Raw genomic sequence first — 17,257 nt, forward strand, 5'->3', positions numbered from 1 at the left:
CCAGAACATGGATGGACACACGAACGACACATGGAATCAGTATGTTAACAGAAGAAAGATAAAAGGAGAGTCGGCCATGGTGAGAACAGTGCTTCTCGTGGAAGACGAAAGCCGCATTCGTGAAATTGTGGCCGATTATTTTATAAAGGAACAATGGAATGTAATCGAGGCGGAGCATGGAATTGAAGCACTCCAACTGCTGGATCTGCATGAAGTGGATCTGGTCATTCTGGATGTGCTGATGCCTGAAATGGATGGATGGACGCTCTGTGAGCATATTCGGTCACAATCCACCGTACCTATTATAATGCTGACCGCAAGGTCTGAAGATGATGATAAGATCCACGGATTTAACCTTGGTGTCGATGACTATGTAACGAAGCCGTTCAGCCCTCGTGTGCTGGTTGCGCGTGCAGAGACATTAATGAAGCGAGTCGAAGGTGCGATCAGCAGGGAACAGGGTGTGATCCGGTTTGGTCACGCATTGCTTGATCCTTGGGCGAGACGACTGGAGATGAATGGACTGGAGGTAGAGCTTGCTCCCAAAGAGTATGAGCTGCTGCTCTACCTGGCACGCAATCAGGGAATCGTTCTATCCCGGGATGCGATCCTTAATCGGGTCTGGGGATACGATTTTGATGGTGATTCCCGCGTTGTGGATACGCACATCAAGAAGCTGCGCAGCAAACTAGGGGATGAAGCCAAGTGTATCCGGACAGTTATTGGCACGGGATATCGATTCGAGGCTGAGGCATGAGACGTAATGGTGTAACGATGAAGCTATTTCTGGTTATGGCTGGTTTTCTGCTCCTCTTATATGGAACATCAGTGACCGCACAGTTGGTCTGGTTCCCGGACTTTTACCAGCATCAGAAGATCAGCAGCATGAAGAAAAAACTGGCGAAATTTGAACAGCAGTATTCCAGAGGGCATTGGGATAGTATACAACTGGCTAAGGAAACCGGGAAGTTCATGCGTCAAAATCAGTCGCATCTGGTGATTTTGACAAGTACGGGCAAACTGGTCAACGATCCGTTTCACATTACCCTGCTCCGCGAGGATGGTAGTCAGGTGAAGGTCTCCCTATCCTTGTTCATCAATAGTGAGAACGCGGGCTGGATTGCCACTCATCTGAAATATGGCCAGGAATTGACCGTCACAGGTCCGGCCAGCGGGTTGAACGAACCGATGGTCTATCCGTTAAAAATCCAGGACAACAATTCTGCCGCGCGAGGGACGGAGGACTTTCAGGAGCTCTCTGAACCGGTTCAGGAATGGTCTGGCGTATTGACCGAAGTGGTGCTTCCGAATTTGGGAACATGGAGTCAGCGACAGGGATTGCTTGTGCAGGCACTGAACAGCCGCTTTCCGCTCTCGACGGAGGATCAACTCAGTTTGGCGAATGGCAAGATGCTTAATGAAGAATGGACGGATAGCTGGAGTGGTGTTCGGAATGTGATTACCATTGCTCCGGTTCACAAAAACGGGCCACAGCAGCAGCTTATTTTTTCCCTGACTTCTCTGCAGGAGATGAGGGAAGCGAACGAAGCAACACGTTTGTTCTATGCATATTTTGGTATGGGTGCTTTTGTGCTGATTCTGTTTCTTTCCTTGTTATTGTCCAGAATTGTCACAAAACCCTTACTGGCCTTGAACCATGTGGCCAAAAAAATGTCGACGCTTGATTTCTCCGTGAAATCACCAATCAAACGCAATGATGAAATTGGCAGTTTGTCCGATAGCCTGAACGCTCTGTCCACCACATTGGGGCAGACGCTGGAGGAACTCAGACAGGCGAATCGTCAAATGCGGACTGATATGGAGATGAAGCAGCGGATTGAACAGCGGCAGCGTGAATTTTTTGCCGATGCATCGCATGAACTCAAAACGCCTATCAGTATCATCAAGGGATATTCCGAAGGGCTGAAGGATGGAGTCAGCGAGAACAAGCGGGAGCGTTACATTGAGATCATTGCGGATGAAGCGGTCAAAATGGAGACGATGGTTGAAGAAATGCTGGATCTCGTTAGGTTGGAATCTCAGGCGATCAAGCTGAATATTGGTGCAGTTGTCCTTGGAGACATGATCGAGGAGATTGCCGGGCGTCTCGGCCCGCAGCTGAAGGAAAAAGGGCTCGAAATCGTGCTTGTCTCCACTACAGAGCAGACCGTAGAAGGAGATCGAAGCAAGCTGGAGCAAGTGATCTATAACATGATGATGAATGCTATACGTCATGCGCTGCCGCAGACCGATATAATGATAGAGATCAGCAGGCTGGAAGGGCAGGTAAGAATCTCCATCGAGAATAAAGGCGAGGGGATCTCGGAAGCTGAACGCCAGTATATCTGGGAGAGATTTTATCGGGTAGAACGATCACGTAATCGCAAAATGGGAGGAACAGGCCTGGGCCTGGCCATCGCGAAGCAGATTCTTGATCTGCACGGATGCAGTTATGGAGTGGAGAACACGCCGGACGGAGTCCGCTTTTATATTATTTTTCCTAATGCTTAGTACGAAAGGGAGTCAAGTCTTATGAAATCTTTACCGTCCATTTTAACATTGGGCAATTTAACTTCTGGCATGCTCGCCGTCATCATGGCCATTCATGGCGAGTTCGCACTGGCTGTGACAATGATTTGGGTTGCCATGTTCTTTGATCTGTTTGACGGCTTTGCCGCCCGTAAATTGCATTGTGAAGGGGAGTTCGGCAAAGCCCTGGATTCCCTGGCTGATGTCGTTTCCTTCGGAACAGCCCCGGTGCTGATTTTGTATCTGAACTCCATGAACGAAGTAAGTGTGCTTGGCATGGCATTAACGGCATTGTTCCCGGTATGCGGCGCCTTGCGCCTCGCTCGTTACAACTGTCAGAAGACAGCAAGTGTAGGTTTCGTTGGAATGCCAATTACGTTTGCAGGCGGACTGATGTCCTTTTTCGCGCTCTGGAGTCCTTATTTCACCCACGGTGTAGCCTATCTTGTTATCGTTGTATTATCCGGTCTAATGGTCAGCCAAATTCGATTCCCATCTCTGAAACAGGTGTTGGCGCCTCATGAGAAGGACATCGTGGAACCGAAATAAGGAGCGAGTCAGTCATGGAAATTGCTAAAGAATTTATTAGTCAATATGGGTATTTCGCAATCTATGGATTGCTCGCTCTGGGCGTATTCGGTATGCCCATCCCGGATGAGGTGATGATGACCTTTGTCGGTTATCTCGCCTCCATCTCGGTCCTGAACTATTCCGTTTCGATCATTGTCAGCTTTGGCGGTGCTTTTACAGGCGGGCTGCTCAGCTACGCAATTGGCAAGAAGGCGGGCAGACCCCTCGTCGTGAAGTATGGCAAGTGGATAGGGGTTAACCCCAAACGGCTGGGGAGGGTGGAGGGCTGGTTCCTGAAGTACGGGTACTGGTCCATTATCCTCGGCTACTTTATTCCTGGCATTCGCCATCTGATGTGCTGCTTCTCCGGCATCAGCCGCATGGCCATCGGAAAATATGTAGTGATCTCCGGGATCGGGGCATTTATATGGTGCGTTGTGTTTATATCGATCGGTTTCTACGTTGGTGTGTTAACTTAAATGGGACAACCTGTTCGGGTTGAGGATGAAGACCTCTTGTATATGGAGCGGTCTTTTTTTGTTTTTCTAGAAGTTTGAAAGAAATGCAAAAAGCCGCTCTGAACATTTTCAACCTTTTTGAATCAAAGGTTGGAAATGTGTCAAAGCGGCGTGTGCTTCACGGCCTAAATTTCTTAACTAAGGACAAGTATAACGTCAGGAACCGGACTTTTTCAATATTCAATATTGTAAAAGATAGTCATTCCAAAGTTCTACTGTGCTCCGATTCATTCGTTAAAGGGACTAACCATTTAAATGAGCGTCCTCAATCCCTTGTTCAACACGAGTTTCACCCTTTTTGCGAGCAAAAGTTAATTTGAGCAAAGGTGGGGTAACAAGTGTAGTTACGATAACCATGATGACCACGCTGGTGAAATACTCGGGGTCGAGCAAGCCAGAAGTGAGTCCGGTTGAAGCAATAATCAGTGCAACCTCGCCTCTGGATATCATCCCTGCACCGATGGCCATGGATGATGAGCGATCAAAGCCTGTAAGCCGTGCCCCGACTCCCCCACCAATCCATTTGGTTATAATCGCAATCAGACTAATGACTACGATGAGCAGGATCTGTGAACCAACCCCGTCAAAGGTAACATTTAGTCCGATGCTCACGAAGAACACAGGCACGAAAATACTGTATGCGATGGGCTCAAGTTTCGTCTCGACTTCATGTTTGAAGTTGGTCTGAGAAATCGCAATCCCTGCGGCGAAGGCCCCGATGATTCCTGCCACGCCCATCCATTCGGCGAAATAGGAAAAGCCAAAGCAGATGATCAGTCCGGCAGTAATGACGGTTTCTGTTACCCGTAAAGGGGCCATCCATTTCATAATCCGTGGAACAAGCCACCAGCCGGCAAAGGCGATGATAACGAAGAAGAGTACCTTCTTACCGATAAGCAGGCCGATCGAGACATCACCTGCACCAGCTCCGAGCAAGCTCATCATTACTGCCAGCAGAACAACGACCAGCACGTCGTCCACAACGGCTGCACCCAAGATGGTAGTCCCCTCACGTGAACTGAGTTGATTCATATCTTTTAACGTTTGTACGGAGATACTGACAGATGTTGCACAGAACAGAAGTCCGAAGAACAACGCATGTGCCTGAGTCATGCCAAAGGCAATAGCCGATCCATATCCGCCGATAAAAGGCAAGATCACGCCCCCAACCGCTACGGCGAAGGCCGACTTCCAATTTTTCTTCAATTGCTCCAAATCCGTTTCCAAGCCTGCAATAAACATCAGTAACAGTACACCAATTTCAGACATGTGATGAATGAAATCCGTAGGCTGAACCCAACCTAACAGCGCAGGTCCAAGAATTACGCCTACGATCAGTTTACCCAGTACAGAAGGCTGTCCTAATCTAACGGATAGGTCTCCGGCTATTTTGGTGAAGATCAGAATGATGGCAAGAACCAAAACAAATTCCATAGTGAGCTCCTCTCTTATTCGCGTTAATAAGGTTACCTGTCCAGAGGCGTTTCATTCCAAGCCCAGCATACAAAAAGGCATGCAGATAAGGCTTGGAAAACTGCCTCTGCATGCCTGAAAAAGACAAAGAGGGGCCCTTGGTGACAGGCTCCTCCGGTTTTGAACGCGTATGTGATTAATTGCATTAATTATACCATAAACTCTGTTTTGGGTAAACCGGTGACTGCCGATATTCGGATGAAAACAAACTGTTAAGGGCATTTTATGTGGGTATGGTACGCTTTTTGTTCAGAGTGTTGTCACTTAACAGGGGGCAGGCCGCGAGATATAATGACATAGAACATAGAAGTTAGCATATGAGGAGGATTTTGCTTTGGGCAAACATAACAAAGGGGATTCGAATATTCAATCCAATCCGGCCACCCCGACAAGTAATAAAAATTTTGCAGGTATCATTATTACCATTTCCATTCTTGCCAATGTCATTATTTTATTGTTGTTCTTCGCACCTTCGATCGGATACAAGGGGGATGTGGCCTTTGATATCACGGTGCTGCCGCGGTTCAACGCCGTATTTAACAGTTTCACTTTCATTTTCCTGCTTGCCGCGCTGATTGCTATCATCAAAAAGAACGTGAAGCTCCATAAACGATTTATTCTTGCTGCGTTCACAACAACATTGCTGTTTCTTGTCACGTATTTGTCGTTCCACTATCTCTCTCCGGAAACGTCCAAATACGGCGGGGAAGGCATTGTTCGCTCCATCTATTTCTTTATTCTGATTACTCACAGTGTTCTTGCAGCCATTATTGTGCCGCTGGCTTTGTTCACTCTCGTGTGGGGCTGGACAAACCAATTGAAGAAACACCGCAAAATTGCACGCTGGACGATGCCGATCTGGCTGTATGTTAGTTCCACAGGGGTAGTCGTTTACCTGATGATGGCTCCATACTATTAATGTAGTTCATTTTCTGAGGCATATCTCGCAGCACATGCGGGTAATGATTTCGAGGAAGGAGGTACGGCAATGTACAGAGTGGTATTAATTCGTCATGGACAGAGTATGTGGAATGTAGAGAACCGATTTACAGGCTGGACTGATGTAGACCTGACCAAGGACGGATATGGTGAAGCCCGCAAAGCTGGCAAAATCTTAAAGGAACAGGGTTTTGATTTTGACTATGCTTATGCTTCGGTACTTAAACGTTCCATTCGAACGCTGGACATTGCGCTTGATGAGATGGACCGGATGTGGATTCCGATCACGAAGACATGGAAGCTTAATGAACGTCATTACGGTGCTCTGCAGGGTTTGAATAAACAGCAGACTGCAGTCAAATACGGAGAAGACCAGGTTATGGAGTGGAGACGTTCTGTTAACGTATCTCCGCCGCCGCTGGATGAGACGGATGATCGTTATGTGCAGGATGTGGACAAGTACAAGCGTCTGGGTTGTACCATCCCCCGTACCGAGAACTTGATGGATACGTCCAAGCGGGTGCTGGAGTACTGGAACAGCGAGATCAAACCCATGGTGTCAGCCGGGAAAAGGGTATTGATCTCTGCGCACGGGAATACTCTTCGTTCACTGGTGATGCATTTGGATGAGATGTCGGAAGCTGATGTCATGGCTCTCAACATTCCTACCGGCGTCCCCCTTGTTTACGAGCTGGATGAGAATTTGCATCCCATCGGACACTTCTACCTGACTGCAGATGGTTCGACGTACAAACATGAAGAAATGACCCATGTTGCACCGCCGTCGGATTGATCTCAAAGTCAAAGAGCTAATCAAGGTGACTCCTAATGTTTAGGGGTCATTTTTTTATGATGTCAATTTGGCTGCTGACTCAGGAGCTTTTCTGCATCGTCTCCAGGAGATATGACTGGCGTGACATAGCCGTTTCGTTTTCCTCACATAGGGTAAATTTCAAGCAAGACACGATGTACATCAATCCCTTAAGGAGGAGAAACACATGTCTAAAAAAAGCGGAATTATAATGACGGCTATTGGTGCAGGCGTAACCTATCTGATGAGGAACAAGCAGGCCAGAGATAAACTGTTTTCAACGGTTTCCGGCATGATGAAAGGCTCAAATTCTTCAAATGGAAGCAAAAAAGTACAGCGAGTAGACATCAATTAGACTCACCGATGTGAATATACTAGCGAGGCCCGGAGCCCTTCAGGTTCCGGGCTTTTCTTTGTTTAATCCCATCGCATCTTCGGATGCGATTTTTGCCAGGAAGAATGATACAATGGATACTTGCAGAACGTATGAAAGGGGATGTAGGCATGAAGAAAAATCGACTGGGCTCATCTGAACTGTACGTCGGTGAAATTGGACTGGGCTGCATGTCACTCGGAACCGAAGTGGAGCCCGCTGTAAATCTGATTCATGAGGCACTGGACCGCGGCGTCAATCTGCTCGATACAGCTGACCTGTATGATGCAGGACGTAATGAGGAAATTGTGGGAAAAGCAATTCAGGGTCGCCGTGAGCAGGTAATCTTGGCAACGAAGGTGGGCAACCGCCGATTGCCAGGGAAAGAGGGCTGGTCATGGGATCCGTCCAAAGCGTATATCAAGCAAGCTGTCCATGACAGCCTCAGACGACTCCAAACAGATTACATTGACCTGTATCAGCTGCATGGCGGTACATTGGATGATCCAATTGAAGAAACGATTGAAGCCTTCGAGGAGCTGAAGCAGGAAGGGCTGATTCGGTATTATGGCATATCGTCCATACGCCCTAATGTCATTCGGGAGTATGTAAGAAGATCATCCATTGCCAGTGTTATGAATCAATATAGCGTCGTGGATCGCCGTGCAGAAGAGGAAGTACTGCCTTTGCTTGAACAAAAAGGGATTAGCGTCATTGCCCGCGGACCTGTTGCCAGCGGAGTACTCGCGGATTCCGGTGCTTCCAAGGTAGAGAAGGGTTATCTGGATTATACGCCGGATCAGCTGCTTGCCATTCGTGAAGGCTTGAGCCGCCTCGTTACTGACGAACGGAGCATGGCGCAAACTGCCATTCGATACGCCTTGTCCCATCCGGCGGTAGCTGCCGTCGTCCCGGGAGCAAGCTCCCGAACACAGCTGCTCCACAATATTGAGGCTTCGGCATCTGCACCCCTTACGGATGCGGAAATTCAAGAAATAAGGGAGCATTATCCGGCCAATCAGTACAAGCAGCACCGTTGAATATCCAGTCAGCCTATTGCAATTGTAACTATTAGAGGTACAATAGAGGTCAACCATTAAGAATTGTACAAGGGAGAGAAGACATATGGAAAGAATTCAAAGTGAACAGCAATACCGTGATACCATTAATTCAGACGGGCTGACCGTCATCAAATTCGATACAAACTGGTGCCCGGACTGCAAAAACCTCGACCGTTTTATTGGTGCAGTCATCGATCAGCACTCGGACAAAACCTTCTATGCAATGGATGCGGAGGAATTCCAACCGCTCGCTGAAGAAAATGCGGTACGCGGCATTCCAAGTTTGCTCGTGTTCCAGAACGGCAAGAAGATTGCCCACCTGCACAGTAAATGGGCAAAAACGCCTACACAAATCTCCGAGTACCTGGAGACGCTGGAATCCAAAGTATAAGGATATGAAAAAGGCGACACCGGTTCCGGTAGGAACGCGTGTCGCCTTTTTAAAATTATTTTTAACTGTAACTACATCATCAAAATGAAAAAGAATACAGCTGCCAGCACAAAGCGATAGATCGCAAAGACGGTCAGGCTGAGTTTTTTCAAAATGGACAAGAATGTCTTAATGGCAAGCATGGCTACGATAAATGCAGCGATGAATCCAATCGCAAAGATAGGGAAGTCGCTACCGTTCAGGTGATCGATGCTTTTGTAGAGGTCGTATCCTGTGGCTCCAATCATGATGGGAACGGACACCAGGAAGGTAAATTCAGCAGCAGCAACGCGGCTTACCCCTGCGAACAATCCACCAGAGATCGTTGAACCGGAACGTGAGAAACCTGGCCACAATGCCAAAATCTGAAAAAGTCCCACGACAAATGCCTGTGTATACGTAATATCGTCCACATCATGTGTTGTGATACGCTGACTGCGGTGGCTCCAGCGCTCAGCTACAATCATCAAGATCCCACCGATGACCAAACTGTACAATACGGTCTCTGGCCCAAATAGATGTGCCTTGATCCAGTCGCGGAAAACAAGTCCAATGACTACAGCCGGTACCATCGCGAGAAAGATATGTACAAGGTTCAGACGTTGGGAGTAGCTCCTTTTGCCTCCGGTGAAGCGGAACATATCAATGAATTTGTTCCAGTAGAGTACAACGACAGCAAGTACAGCACCGAGCTGAACAACCACTTCAAACGTTTTGACTGACTCGTTGTCCTCCGATAATCCCAGCAAGTGGGCGGTCAGAATCATGTGTCCGGTTGAGGACACGGGCAAAAACTCAGTCAAACCTTCGATGATGCCCATAATAATGGATGATAAAATGTCCAATGCTCTTCCTCCTTGAAATGCAGATGCAGAAGGTGGTCTGCTCTGCTTGACTGACAATGCTTGTTCAGCAGAACAAGGCTATCATCTATTATGATCAGAAACGTGTCCAACTTCAACTTATGCATTGAATTGATTGTTTAAAACCATATTGACAAAAACCTAGTTATCCCATAGGATATAGTTAACTGACTGACTGATCAATCGGGAGGGTATTGAAATGTCCAAAGTAAATGATAAGGAACCCGGAGAAGAACGCCGGGATCAGATTATACGTATTGCGATGCAGCGATTTGCGACTCATGGGTATCACCAGACCAAGATATCGGATATTGTTCGTGAAGCTGGTGTAGCTCAAGGGACGTTTTATTGGCATTTCAAGAGTAAGGAAGCCATCGCTGAAGAGATTGTGTTAACAGGCAGAGAGAAACTGCTTGAAGCTATCGGTCAGGGTTATCGCAAGGATGCAGGATCGGTTGAGGATATGGTTAAAGCGTCAGAGCGATTGTTTATCAGCTTGTTCTCTTTTGCCGCAGATAACCGTTACTTTATGGAGCTGCTGCTGAAAGGTATCGTGACCGAAGAATCGGTACGTCGTCTGGTTGAGGAGACACGCGGTGCTGTGGAGTCAGCATTCCGCCATAACATGGAACGTGCCATTGAACTTGGCATGCTGCCACCTTCGATGGATGTGCCTGTACGGGCTGCTCTACTGGTGAGCATGATCGAAGGCATGATCTCCCGCTGGCTGTTTGGCTCTGCGGAGCTGCATGAGGGCATATCGGCTAAGACAGCTGAATCGCTCGCTGCGGAAGCATCCAGCTTTGAATTTTACGGTTTGCTGGGCACGTGATGATGTGCCTGTACCGAGGGCTTTTTTTACATGATTGAGACAGAAGCAGGGAATAATGGATACAACTATTAACCACATGAATGAGAGGAAGTTAACATGATGAATAATGGAACACCAAGTAACGGCAGAAAGATGCGCAAAGGTTGGATGCTGACGGCAATTCTACTTATGGTAGTACTGGTTGTCAGTGCATGCGGAAGCAAAACAACCGACAATGGCAGCAGTAATGGAGCACAAGCAAGTAATGAACTGGAACAGATCAAGTCAGCGGGCACCATGAAAGTGGGTATGATGGGTACCTATGCACCCTATAACTTCTTGAATGATAAGAAGGAAATGGACGGCTTTGATGCAGATATTGCACGTGAGGTCGCCAAGCGCCTTGGGGTTGAAGTTGAATTTGTATCCCAGGAGTTCTCTGGCCTGATTCCAAGTCTACAATCCAAAAAAATTGATGCTATTGTCAGCCAAATGACGATCACTGATGAACGGAAACAGGCGCTCGATTTCAGTGGAGGATATATCACAAACCAAGTCAAAATCATTGTGAAAAGTGATAATAACGATATTACCAAACTCGAAGATTTCAAAGGAAAAACGATTGGTGTAGGTTTGGGCACGAATGATGAAACATATCTGCGTAATGAAGTGCTGCCGAAAGTGGGAGACTTCACTATTAAGACCTATGACGATGTCATTTCTTCGCTGAAAGATCTGAATGCTGGACGGATTGATGCTACAATCAACAACCTGTATGCACTGAAACCTATTGTGGATGCCAATGGATTTGATATCAAAGCCGTAGGTGAAGCGATTAAGAGTGACCAAGCCGGCATCGCCGTTCGTAAAAACAATCCGGAACTTGTTGCTGCACTTAATGATGCTCTCCAAGGCATGAAGGATGATGGCACGTACAATACCATTTTCAAAAAATGGTTTGGTGAAGAGCCTGCGCAATAATGAAACTGCAAGGCGAAGGGAAGTTTAAACCATGGAACTGGTATATCAGAATATCCCCTTCTTTTTGAAGGGGGCATACTACACACTGTATTTAACTGTAATATCCATGTTTTTTGCGTTTATCATCGGAGTGCTCGTTGCCATTGCTCGTCTTAAGGGTCCAATGTGGCTCCGGTTAATCGCTAGATTCTACGTATCGATCATGCGAGGGACTCCGCTGCTGGTGCAATTATTCGTTATTTATTTCGGATTGGTCGATTACGGCGTAACCTTGGGGTCTCTCACAGCTGCATGTCTGGGGTTGAGCTTGAATGCAGGTGCATTCCTGTCTGAGACATTCCGGGGTGCCATTCAGTCCGTACCGAAAGGCCAGACAGAGGCGGCCTACGCAACGGGAATGACACCTTTCCAAACCATGAAGCGGATCGTGTTTCCTCAGGCTGTCCGCATTGCCATCCCACCGATGGGGAATACCTTTATTGGTATGCTGAAAGAAACGTCACTTGTGGCAACCATCGGAGTAACGGAGCTGCTTCGATCAGCACAGCTGCTGGTGGCACAGTATTATGTTAATATGCCGTTTTATCTGGCCATCGGTGTGATGTACTGGATTATGAGTATCGGCTTCTCGGCCATTCTGGAACAAGTGGAGCGCCGGTTGGCCCGGGCTTACTGATGGAGGGAGAGAACCGATGATTACAACAACTGGACTGAAGAAACATTTTGGAAATCATGAAGTACTTACGAATATTGACCTGCACGTGAATGAAAAAGATATCGTAGTCTTGCTGGGACCGAGTGGTTCCGGTAAAAGCACGCTGCTTCGCTGTCTGAATGGACTAGAAGAACTGTCCGGCGGAAAGATCGAAGTGAACGGCATTATCGTAGACAGCAATGATCCGCTGCGAGTTCAGCGCTCACGAGTGCTTGAGATCCGCCGTCAGACTGGTATGGTGTTTCAGCAATTCAACCTGTACCCTCACAAAACAGTACTGGGAAATGTGATGGAAGGCCTCGTGACAGTGAAGAAAATCAAGCGCGACGAAGCGGCTGAACGCGGCCGCATTCTGCTGGATCGTGTAGGACTGTCGGACAAGCAGGATGCTTATCCATCCCGCTTGTCAGGTGGACAACAGCAGCGGGTTGCGATTGCTCGTGCACTTGCCATGGAACCGAAAGTGATGCTGTTCGATGAGCCGACTTCGGCCCTGGACCCCGAACTTGTAGGCGAGGTTCTGTCGGTCATGAAGGAGCTGGCACAGGAAGGCATGACGATGCTGGTGGTCACGCATGAATTGAAGTTTGCCCGGAATGTGGCCAATAAGATCGTATTTATGGCAGACGGTTCGATTGTGGAAGAAGCCAGTCCACAGGCATTTTTTGAACATCCGGAACAGGAACGAACACGAAGATTTTTACAGCAAATTACTGAATTCTGAGAATTCTCAGAGATAAGCAGACTGAGTGAAAGGGACGGAATCGATTCTGAAGAAGCGTAGCGTTCGCCTTTGTCACCGAATGTTATCCTTTGTGAGTATAAATCAAAAACATCTGGAGACAACAGCGATCGGAAGAACGAGCCGTACCTGGAACGGATATCTGCAGAACGTAAACTATTCTAAGAAAGAAGGATAACATCATGAATGTAACAACCGTATGGAAAGGCAAACGCGCGTTTACTTCCGAAGGACCCTCTGGCTATGCTGTAGGCATGGATGCCACGGCTGCTTATGGTGGCGACAGCAAGGGTGCTACACCGATGGAACTGTTGCTTGCAGGTCTTGGAGGATGCATGGGAATCGATATTACGATGATTTTGGATGCCTTCCTGGACAAAATCACCGGAATTGAGATTGAAGCTCAGGGTACACGCAGTGAAGGAATGCCCAAAGGTTTTACATCCATTGATCTGATCTTCAAAGTTGACGGAGATATCCCGGATTATCGTATCTGGAAAGCCATCCAAATGGCTGAAGAAAAATACTGCGCTGTATCGGCTTCATTGAGCGCGGATATTCATCCTAAACTGATTCTGAATGGGGTAGAGACACCCCGTCCTTAATTGATCAATTGCTTCAGCAAAAGGGTCTTGCGTTTATATCGCCATCTGTTTGCGATTCAGCATATCTGCAAGCCCGGCCGCCATACCCATGGCGGCCTTTTTATTGTTTTTGTATGGCAAATACATCATTTGGTCACTGCAATTGAGCAGGAATGTATGCTAATCTAAGGAATAATTGCCGAGATCACAAACCTGGAAATTTAAGAGCTTATACGGCTTGTATGGTATGATAAGTGGAAATGCAGGAACCAATGGATCTTGCTATTTATATGTAAGCGCTTATATGGACAATGGAAGGTGCAGATATGTTAAGAAGGTTTATACGTGTATCGAACAATCTCAAATTGAAGCATAAACTGCTGATTTCCTATGTACTTGTCGTCATGATTCCGGTTCTGATCATTGGTCTTGCCGTGACCGGATATTTCCGGCAGCAGGCACTGGATAATGCGATCGGGCAGACAATCAACAACGTGGACAAGATCAAGAGCCAGACAGCCACATTGCTGCGTGTGCCGACGGATATTTCCGATATTCTGATGTTCAACAACGAACTGAAGGAGATTGTGAACAAGCGCTATTCCAGCGTAATGGAATTGACTTCTGCTTATTTGGCCTATAAGGATTTTCAGGAATACAAGCGACAATACCGTGAGGTGGCAGGCATTCGTTTTTATTCCGATAACCCCACCCTGATCAATAATCTGGAGTTTATCCCGTTGAACGAGCAGACAAAGCAAAGCTATTGGTATCAAAAAGCGCTTTTATCGACGAACACGGGATGGTTCTACATTCCGGACAAGGAAGATAATCCAGTTCACAAACTCAGCCTGGTGCGCAAAGTGCCTTTTCCTGAATATCGCACCGAGGGAGTACTGCTGATTGAAATCAATCAGGATGAGCTCAACGAGTTGCTTCGACAAGAACCCTTTGAAACGCTGATTGCGGATGAGCAGGGTTATGTTGTGGCTGCCAAAAATACGGATCTGGTGGGCAAAACGCTGGACGAGCTGGATTTTGGCGTCGATTTACAGAATCAGGCCAAGGGAACACTGGAAGCTGATTTTCAGGGAGAGCCGTCCAATATTGTTATCGATGAGCTGCGCCCTGTGTCGAGTATGAACAGCTTGAAGGTGATCTCCGTCTTCGAGACCAAAGATATCGTCAAGGATGCCAATACGATCAGTCTGATCGGCATGCTCTTTATTTCCCTTGTCTTAATCATTGCACTCTTACTTGTATATATTATTTCATTCCTTACTTCGAACAGGCTGCTTCGTCTTAGCAAGCATCTGAACAAGCTGGCCCTTGGGGATCTAAATGTGACGTCGAGAATCGACGGGGACGATGAAATTGGACAATTATCGAGACAATTCAATTACATGGTCAAAAGCATAAACGAACTAATGACTCAGGTCGTTGAAACGACCGAGCAGAACAACCAATTGGAAATCGCACAGAAAGAGATTAAACTGAAAATGATGGCAAGTCAGATTAATCCTCACTTTTTGTTTAACGCGCTGGAGTCCATTCGCATGAAAGCTCATATCAAAGGGGAGGCCGAGATTGCGAATATCGTCAGACTGCTCGGCAAACTGATGCGCAAGAGTCTTGAAATCGGGAGTGGCAAAACGACCTTCCAGGCTGAGCTTGAGATGGTAAGCTCCTACCTAGAGATACAGAAATTCCGCTACGGGGATCGGCTTGCCTTTCAGATTCATATCGATCCCGGAGCAGAGAAAATATACATTCCGCCTTTGATCGTTCAACCTCTGGTGGAGAACGCCATTGTGCATGGATTGGAGAATAAAGAGGGAACGGTCCATGTCAATGTAGATATTCGTCTGGTCAATGATGTGGTACAGGTTCGCGTCAATGATGATGGGGCCGGTATTACACCGGAGCGTCTTGCAGAGGTGATGCAATTTATCCGTGGACCGGAGGAGCAAGAGAAGAGCCGGATTGGGCTGCGCAACGTGCATCAACGGTTAACGCTGACATACGGTGAACCGTACGGATTACAGATTACGAGTGTGTACGGAGAAGGAACAGAGATTGCTTTTGACTTACCTTCAGGAGGGGAACAGCATGTATAAAGTATTTTTGGTGGATGATGAACCGAGCATACGCGAGGGACTGACAACGATCATAGATTGGGCAGAGTATGGATTTGAGGTGATTGCTACCGCAGCCAGTGGACGGGAGGCCATTACTCGATTTGATGAGCTTAAACCTGATCTGACCATTATCGATATCCGTATGCCGGGCATGACTGGACTGGACGTAATCGAAGAGGTGCGGAAACAGCATCCTGGATCACATTTTCTCATTCTGAGTGGGTATGCCGATTTTGATTATGCCAAGAAAGCAATCAGCTTCGGTGTGGATGGGTACTTGCTCAAGCCTGTGGATGAAGAGGAGATCATTGGTGAGCTTCAGCGTATTGCTGCAGTGCTTACACGTGAGCAGGAGGCACTGGCACGTCATGCTGGTGAAGATACGGCATATCGGGAGCATCAGATCGAGGCCCTTCTATTTGATAATCTGGAAGGCGTCGGTCCCATCGAAGAGGATGCCCTTGGATTGAAGTGGCCGCAATATCAGGTTGTCCTGTTAGAGATGCATACCGCACCTGATGTGCAGCGTGGAGGTGTAGTTAAACGCAAACTGGCAGAGGCCTTTGATCAAAAGGATCGGGGAATCGTCTTCTCTTATCATTCGGGTCTTGCCTTGCTGTGCAAGGATCCAATCACATCGGCTTCATCTGCCGAGCATCTATATGATGAGCTGAAGCGGCTGCTCGGAGAATGGAACATTACGATGTACGGAGCAGCAGGCGAACCGGCCAATACCACTTCCGAGATTGTCAGATCCTATAAACAGGCTAACGGACTGCTGGCAGAACGTTTTCTATTCACCGAACAACGGATTATGTTGTGGAATGAAGAGCTTGCTGCTGAAGGAACGGCTGCTTCCATGATCGGCGAAGATGAAAGCGCTGAGCCTGAAGAATCGGAACTGGCAGACAAGCTGTATTATGCGCTCGACATACGCAGCATGGAATCTGTAATTCGGGTGCTGGGTGAGATCGAGGAGCGAATTGTTCCTTACCACCGGACAGAGCAGGCCATCAAAACAGCGTTCTCTCAGGTATTCTCCATGGCTATCAACAAGCTGGCTGCCTCGAACCAGCATATGCAGTCAATCATGCAGGAACATTCTGTCCTGATCAACGAAGTATATCATCAATTAACGGTATCTGATCTGAAGGCGATGGCAGAAGGCCATCTAAGCCGTCTTATTCAACGTATGGGCGGTGGCAGTAAAGATACGGCGCTAAAACAAATGATCGATTTTATTCGGCGTAATCCTGGAGAGAATCTCAAGCTGGAGGTTCTTGCCGAGGTGTTCAACTATAACAGCAGTTATCTGGGTAAGCTGTTCAAGAACCACACAGGAGAGTATTTCAACGCATTCCTGGACAAGGTTCGTATGGAAAAAGCGAAAGAACTGCTTGATGAAGGGTTAAAGGTACATCAGGTTGCCGCAAGAGTCGGGTATGCCAATGTGGATTATTTTCACGGTAAATTCAAGAAGTATGTGGGAGAGTCTCCTTCGGCGTACAAACATGCCAGATCCCAATCTAAAGATCAGCCTGAAGAGCCTGACGGCGTATAGTGCAGGCAAAATAGCTTTGCTTTTTATATGTTAATTTTCTTTTCTTAAGATATAAAACGTTTTCGAAAATGCTCATGTCTTCATTTGCATCATGATTTAGTCCATCGTCTTCCTTATATAAGCAATGGAGTCTTCCATATGTACGTCTTAAACTGGAT

The 17,257-nt window shown here is 47.2% G+C and carries 18 protein-coding genes; 16 read left to right on the forward strand and 2 right to left on the reverse strand.

Annotation, left to right across the window (positions count from 1 at the left end):
• The first annotated feature begins 76 nt into the window (after positions 1-76).
• The 4 genes from PIL01S_RS24075 to PIL01S_RS24090 are packed head-to-tail and all read left to right on the forward strand — an operon-like array spanning position 77 to position 3,578.
• Entirely contained in the window at positions 77-757 is a 681-nt protein-coding gene (locus PIL01S_RS24075; RefSeq protein WP_095361726.1) for a response regulator transcription factor, read from the forward strand.
• The gene (locus tag PIL01S_RS24080) at positions 754-2,511 is read left to right on the forward strand and encodes a sensor histidine kinase (RefSeq protein WP_127539781.1); all 1,758 of its coding nucleotides are present in this window, start codon (positions 754-756) and stop codon (positions 2,509-2,511) included. The genes PIL01S_RS24075 and PIL01S_RS24080 overlap by 4 nt, the downstream gene beginning before the upstream one ends.
• A gap of 21 nt (positions 2,512-2,532) precedes the next feature.
• Positions 2,533-3,078, forward strand: a complete 546-nt coding sequence (pssA, locus tag PIL01S_RS24085) for a CDP-diacylglycerol--serine O-phosphatidyltransferase (RefSeq protein ID WP_095361727.1) — start codon at positions 2,533-2,535, stop codon at positions 3,076-3,078.
• Between the two features lie 14 nt (positions 3,079-3,092).
• Positions 3,093-3,578, forward strand: coding sequence for a DedA family protein (locus tag PIL01S_RS24090; protein WP_127539783.1), 486 nt, complete (start codon positions 3,093-3,095; stop codon positions 3,576-3,578).
• A gap of 282 nt (positions 3,579-3,860) precedes the next feature.
• Here PIL01S_RS24090 and PIL01S_RS24095 read toward each other — a convergent pair whose 3' ends face one another.
• Positions 3,861-5,051: a cation:proton antiporter gene (locus PIL01S_RS24095; protein ID WP_127539785.1), complete on the reverse strand. Its 1,191-nt coding sequence runs from the start codon at positions 5,049-5,051 to the stop codon at positions 3,861-3,863.
• 373 nt (positions 5,052-5,424) lie between these two features.
• On the opposite strand from PIL01S_RS24095, the gene PIL01S_RS24100 reads away from it, so the two are divergent.
• The 5 genes from PIL01S_RS24100 to PIL01S_RS24115 all read left to right on the forward strand — a co-directional run bounded on the left by PIL01S_RS24100 (position 5,425) and on the right by PIL01S_RS24115 (position 8,665).
• A complete protein-coding gene (locus PIL01S_RS24100) occupies positions 5,425-6,009 on the forward strand; it encodes a DUF420 domain-containing protein (RefSeq protein ID WP_127539787.1) in 585 nt (194 codons plus the stop codon).
• A 69-nt stretch (positions 6,010-6,078) separates the two neighbouring features.
• Positions 6,079-6,822: a 2,3-diphosphoglycerate-dependent phosphoglycerate mutase gene (gpmA, locus tag PIL01S_RS24105; protein ID WP_127539789.1), complete on the forward strand. Its 744-nt coding sequence runs from the start codon at positions 6,079-6,081 to the stop codon at positions 6,820-6,822.
• 205 nt (positions 6,823-7,027) lie between these two features.
• Positions 7,028-7,195, forward strand: a complete 168-nt coding sequence (locus PIL01S_RS29605; RefSeq protein ID WP_153980001.1) for a hypothetical protein — start codon at positions 7,028-7,030, stop codon at positions 7,193-7,195.
• A gap of 149 nt (positions 7,196-7,344) precedes the next feature.
• Positions 7,345-8,253 (forward strand): aldo/keto reductase, encoded by a 909-nt coding sequence (locus PIL01S_RS24110; RefSeq protein WP_127539791.1) that lies wholly within the window; start codon positions 7,345-7,347, stop codon positions 8,251-8,253.
• A gap of 85 nt (positions 8,254-8,338) precedes the next feature.
• Positions 8,339-8,665: a thioredoxin family protein gene (locus tag PIL01S_RS24115; protein WP_095292336.1), complete on the forward strand. Its 327-nt coding sequence runs from the start codon at positions 8,339-8,341 to the stop codon at positions 8,663-8,665.
• 71 nt (positions 8,666-8,736) lie between these two features.
• Here the strand turns inward: PIL01S_RS24115 and PIL01S_RS24120 are convergent, their stop codons facing one another.
• On the reverse strand, positions 8,737-9,525 hold the full coding sequence (locus tag PIL01S_RS24120; RefSeq protein ID WP_246058548.1) for an undecaprenyl-diphosphate phosphatase: 789 nt from the start codon (positions 9,523-9,525) through the stop codon (positions 8,737-8,739).
• Between the two features lie 241 nt (positions 9,526-9,766).
• Here PIL01S_RS24120 and PIL01S_RS24125 point away from each other — a divergent pair, with 241 nt between their 5' ends.
• The 7 genes from PIL01S_RS24125 (at position 9,767) to PIL01S_RS24155 (ending at position 17,099) form a co-directional block, all read left to right on the forward strand.
• Positions 9,767-10,399 carry a TetR/AcrR family transcriptional regulator gene (locus PIL01S_RS24125; RefSeq protein ID WP_127539797.1) on the forward strand — a complete coding sequence of 211 codons (633 nt, stop codon included), beginning with the start codon at positions 9,767-9,769 and terminating at the stop codon, positions 10,397-10,399.
• Positions 10,400-10,531: 132 nt separating this feature from the next.
• On the forward strand, positions 10,532-11,359 hold the full coding sequence (locus PIL01S_RS24130) for a substrate-binding periplasmic protein (protein WP_127539938.1): 828 nt from the start codon (positions 10,532-10,534) through the stop codon (positions 11,357-11,359).
• A 31-nt stretch (positions 11,360-11,390) separates the two neighbouring features.
• Positions 11,391-12,035, forward strand: a complete 645-nt coding sequence (locus tag PIL01S_RS24135) for an amino acid ABC transporter permease (RefSeq protein ID WP_127539799.1) — start codon at positions 11,391-11,393, stop codon at positions 12,033-12,035.
• A gap of 16 nt (positions 12,036-12,051) precedes the next feature.
• Positions 12,052-12,798 (forward strand): amino acid ABC transporter ATP-binding protein, encoded by a 747-nt coding sequence (locus PIL01S_RS24140; RefSeq protein ID WP_095292344.1) that lies wholly within the window; start codon positions 12,052-12,054, stop codon positions 12,796-12,798.
• 200 nt (positions 12,799-12,998) lie between these two features.
• Positions 12,999-13,421, forward strand: coding sequence for an OsmC family protein (locus PIL01S_RS24145; RefSeq protein WP_076311998.1), 423 nt, complete (start codon positions 12,999-13,001; stop codon positions 13,419-13,421).
• A 305-nt stretch (positions 13,422-13,726) separates the two neighbouring features.
• The gene (locus PIL01S_RS24150; protein WP_127539801.1) at positions 13,727-15,517 is read left to right on the forward strand and encodes a sensor histidine kinase; all 1,791 of its coding nucleotides are present in this window, start codon (positions 13,727-13,729) and stop codon (positions 15,515-15,517) included.
• Positions 15,510-17,099, forward strand: a complete 1,590-nt coding sequence (locus PIL01S_RS24155; protein WP_127539803.1) for a response regulator transcription factor — start codon at positions 15,510-15,512, stop codon at positions 17,097-17,099. Before PIL01S_RS24150 ends, PIL01S_RS24155 begins: the two co-directional genes overlap by 8 nt.
• Positions 17,100-17,257: the final 158 nt, after the last annotated feature.

Source organism: Paenibacillus illinoisensis NBRC 15959 (assembly GCF_004000925.1).
GTDB lineage: Bacteria > Bacillota > Bacilli > Paenibacillales > Paenibacillaceae > Paenibacillus > Paenibacillus illinoisensis.

Excerpts from the sequence above, each read along its gene's own strand:
- PIL01S_RS24075 (WP_095361726.1), top strand. The coding sequence starts at position 77 with ATGGTGAGAACAGTGCTTCTCGTGGAAGACGAAAGCCGCATTCGTGAA.
- PIL01S_RS24080 (WP_127539781.1), top strand. The coding sequence starts at position 754 with ATGAGACGTAATGGTGTAACGATGAAGCTATTTCTGGTTATGGCTGGT.
- pssA (WP_095361727.1), top strand. The coding sequence starts at position 2,533 with ATGAAATCTTTACCGTCCATTTTAACATTGGGCAATTTAACTTCTGGC.
- PIL01S_RS24090 (WP_127539783.1), top strand. The coding sequence starts at position 3,093 with ATGGAAATTGCTAAAGAATTTATTAGTCAATATGGGTATTTCGCAATC.
- PIL01S_RS24095 (WP_127539785.1), bottom strand. The coding sequence starts at position 5,051 with ATGGAATTTGTTTTGGTTCTTGCCATCATTCTGATCTTCACCAAAATA.
- gpmA (WP_127539789.1), top strand. The coding sequence starts at position 6,079 with ATGTACAGAGTGGTATTAATTCGTCATGGACAGAGTATGTGGAATGTA.
- PIL01S_RS29605 (WP_153980001.1), top strand. The coding sequence starts at position 7,028 with ATGTCTAAAAAAAGCGGAATTATAATGACGGCTATTGGTGCAGGCGTA.
- PIL01S_RS24110 (WP_127539791.1), top strand. The coding sequence starts at position 7,345 with ATGAAGAAAAATCGACTGGGCTCATCTGAACTGTACGTCGGTGAAATT.
- PIL01S_RS24115 (WP_095292336.1), top strand. The coding sequence starts at position 8,339 with ATGGAAAGAATTCAAAGTGAACAGCAATACCGTGATACCATTAATTCA.
- PIL01S_RS24120 (WP_246058548.1), bottom strand. The coding sequence starts at position 9,525 with ATGGGCATCATCGAAGGTTTGACTGAGTTTTTGCCCGTGTCCTCAACC.
- PIL01S_RS24125 (WP_127539797.1), top strand. The coding sequence starts at position 9,767 with ATGTCCAAAGTAAATGATAAGGAACCCGGAGAAGAACGCCGGGATCAG.
- PIL01S_RS24130 (WP_127539938.1), top strand. The coding sequence starts at position 10,532 with ATGCGCAAAGGTTGGATGCTGACGGCAATTCTACTTATGGTAGTACTG.
- PIL01S_RS24135 (WP_127539799.1), top strand. The coding sequence starts at position 11,391 with ATGGAACTGGTATATCAGAATATCCCCTTCTTTTTGAAGGGGGCATAC.
- PIL01S_RS24140 (WP_095292344.1), top strand. The coding sequence starts at position 12,052 with ATGATTACAACAACTGGACTGAAGAAACATTTTGGAAATCATGAAGTA.
- PIL01S_RS24145 (WP_076311998.1), top strand. The coding sequence starts at position 12,999 with ATGAATGTAACAACCGTATGGAAAGGCAAACGCGCGTTTACTTCCGAA.
- PIL01S_RS24150 (WP_127539801.1), top strand. The coding sequence starts at position 13,727 with ATGTTAAGAAGGTTTATACGTGTATCGAACAATCTCAAATTGAAGCAT.
- PIL01S_RS24155 (WP_127539803.1), top strand. The coding sequence starts at position 15,510 with ATGTATAAAGTATTTTTGGTGGATGATGAACCGAGCATACGCGAGGGA.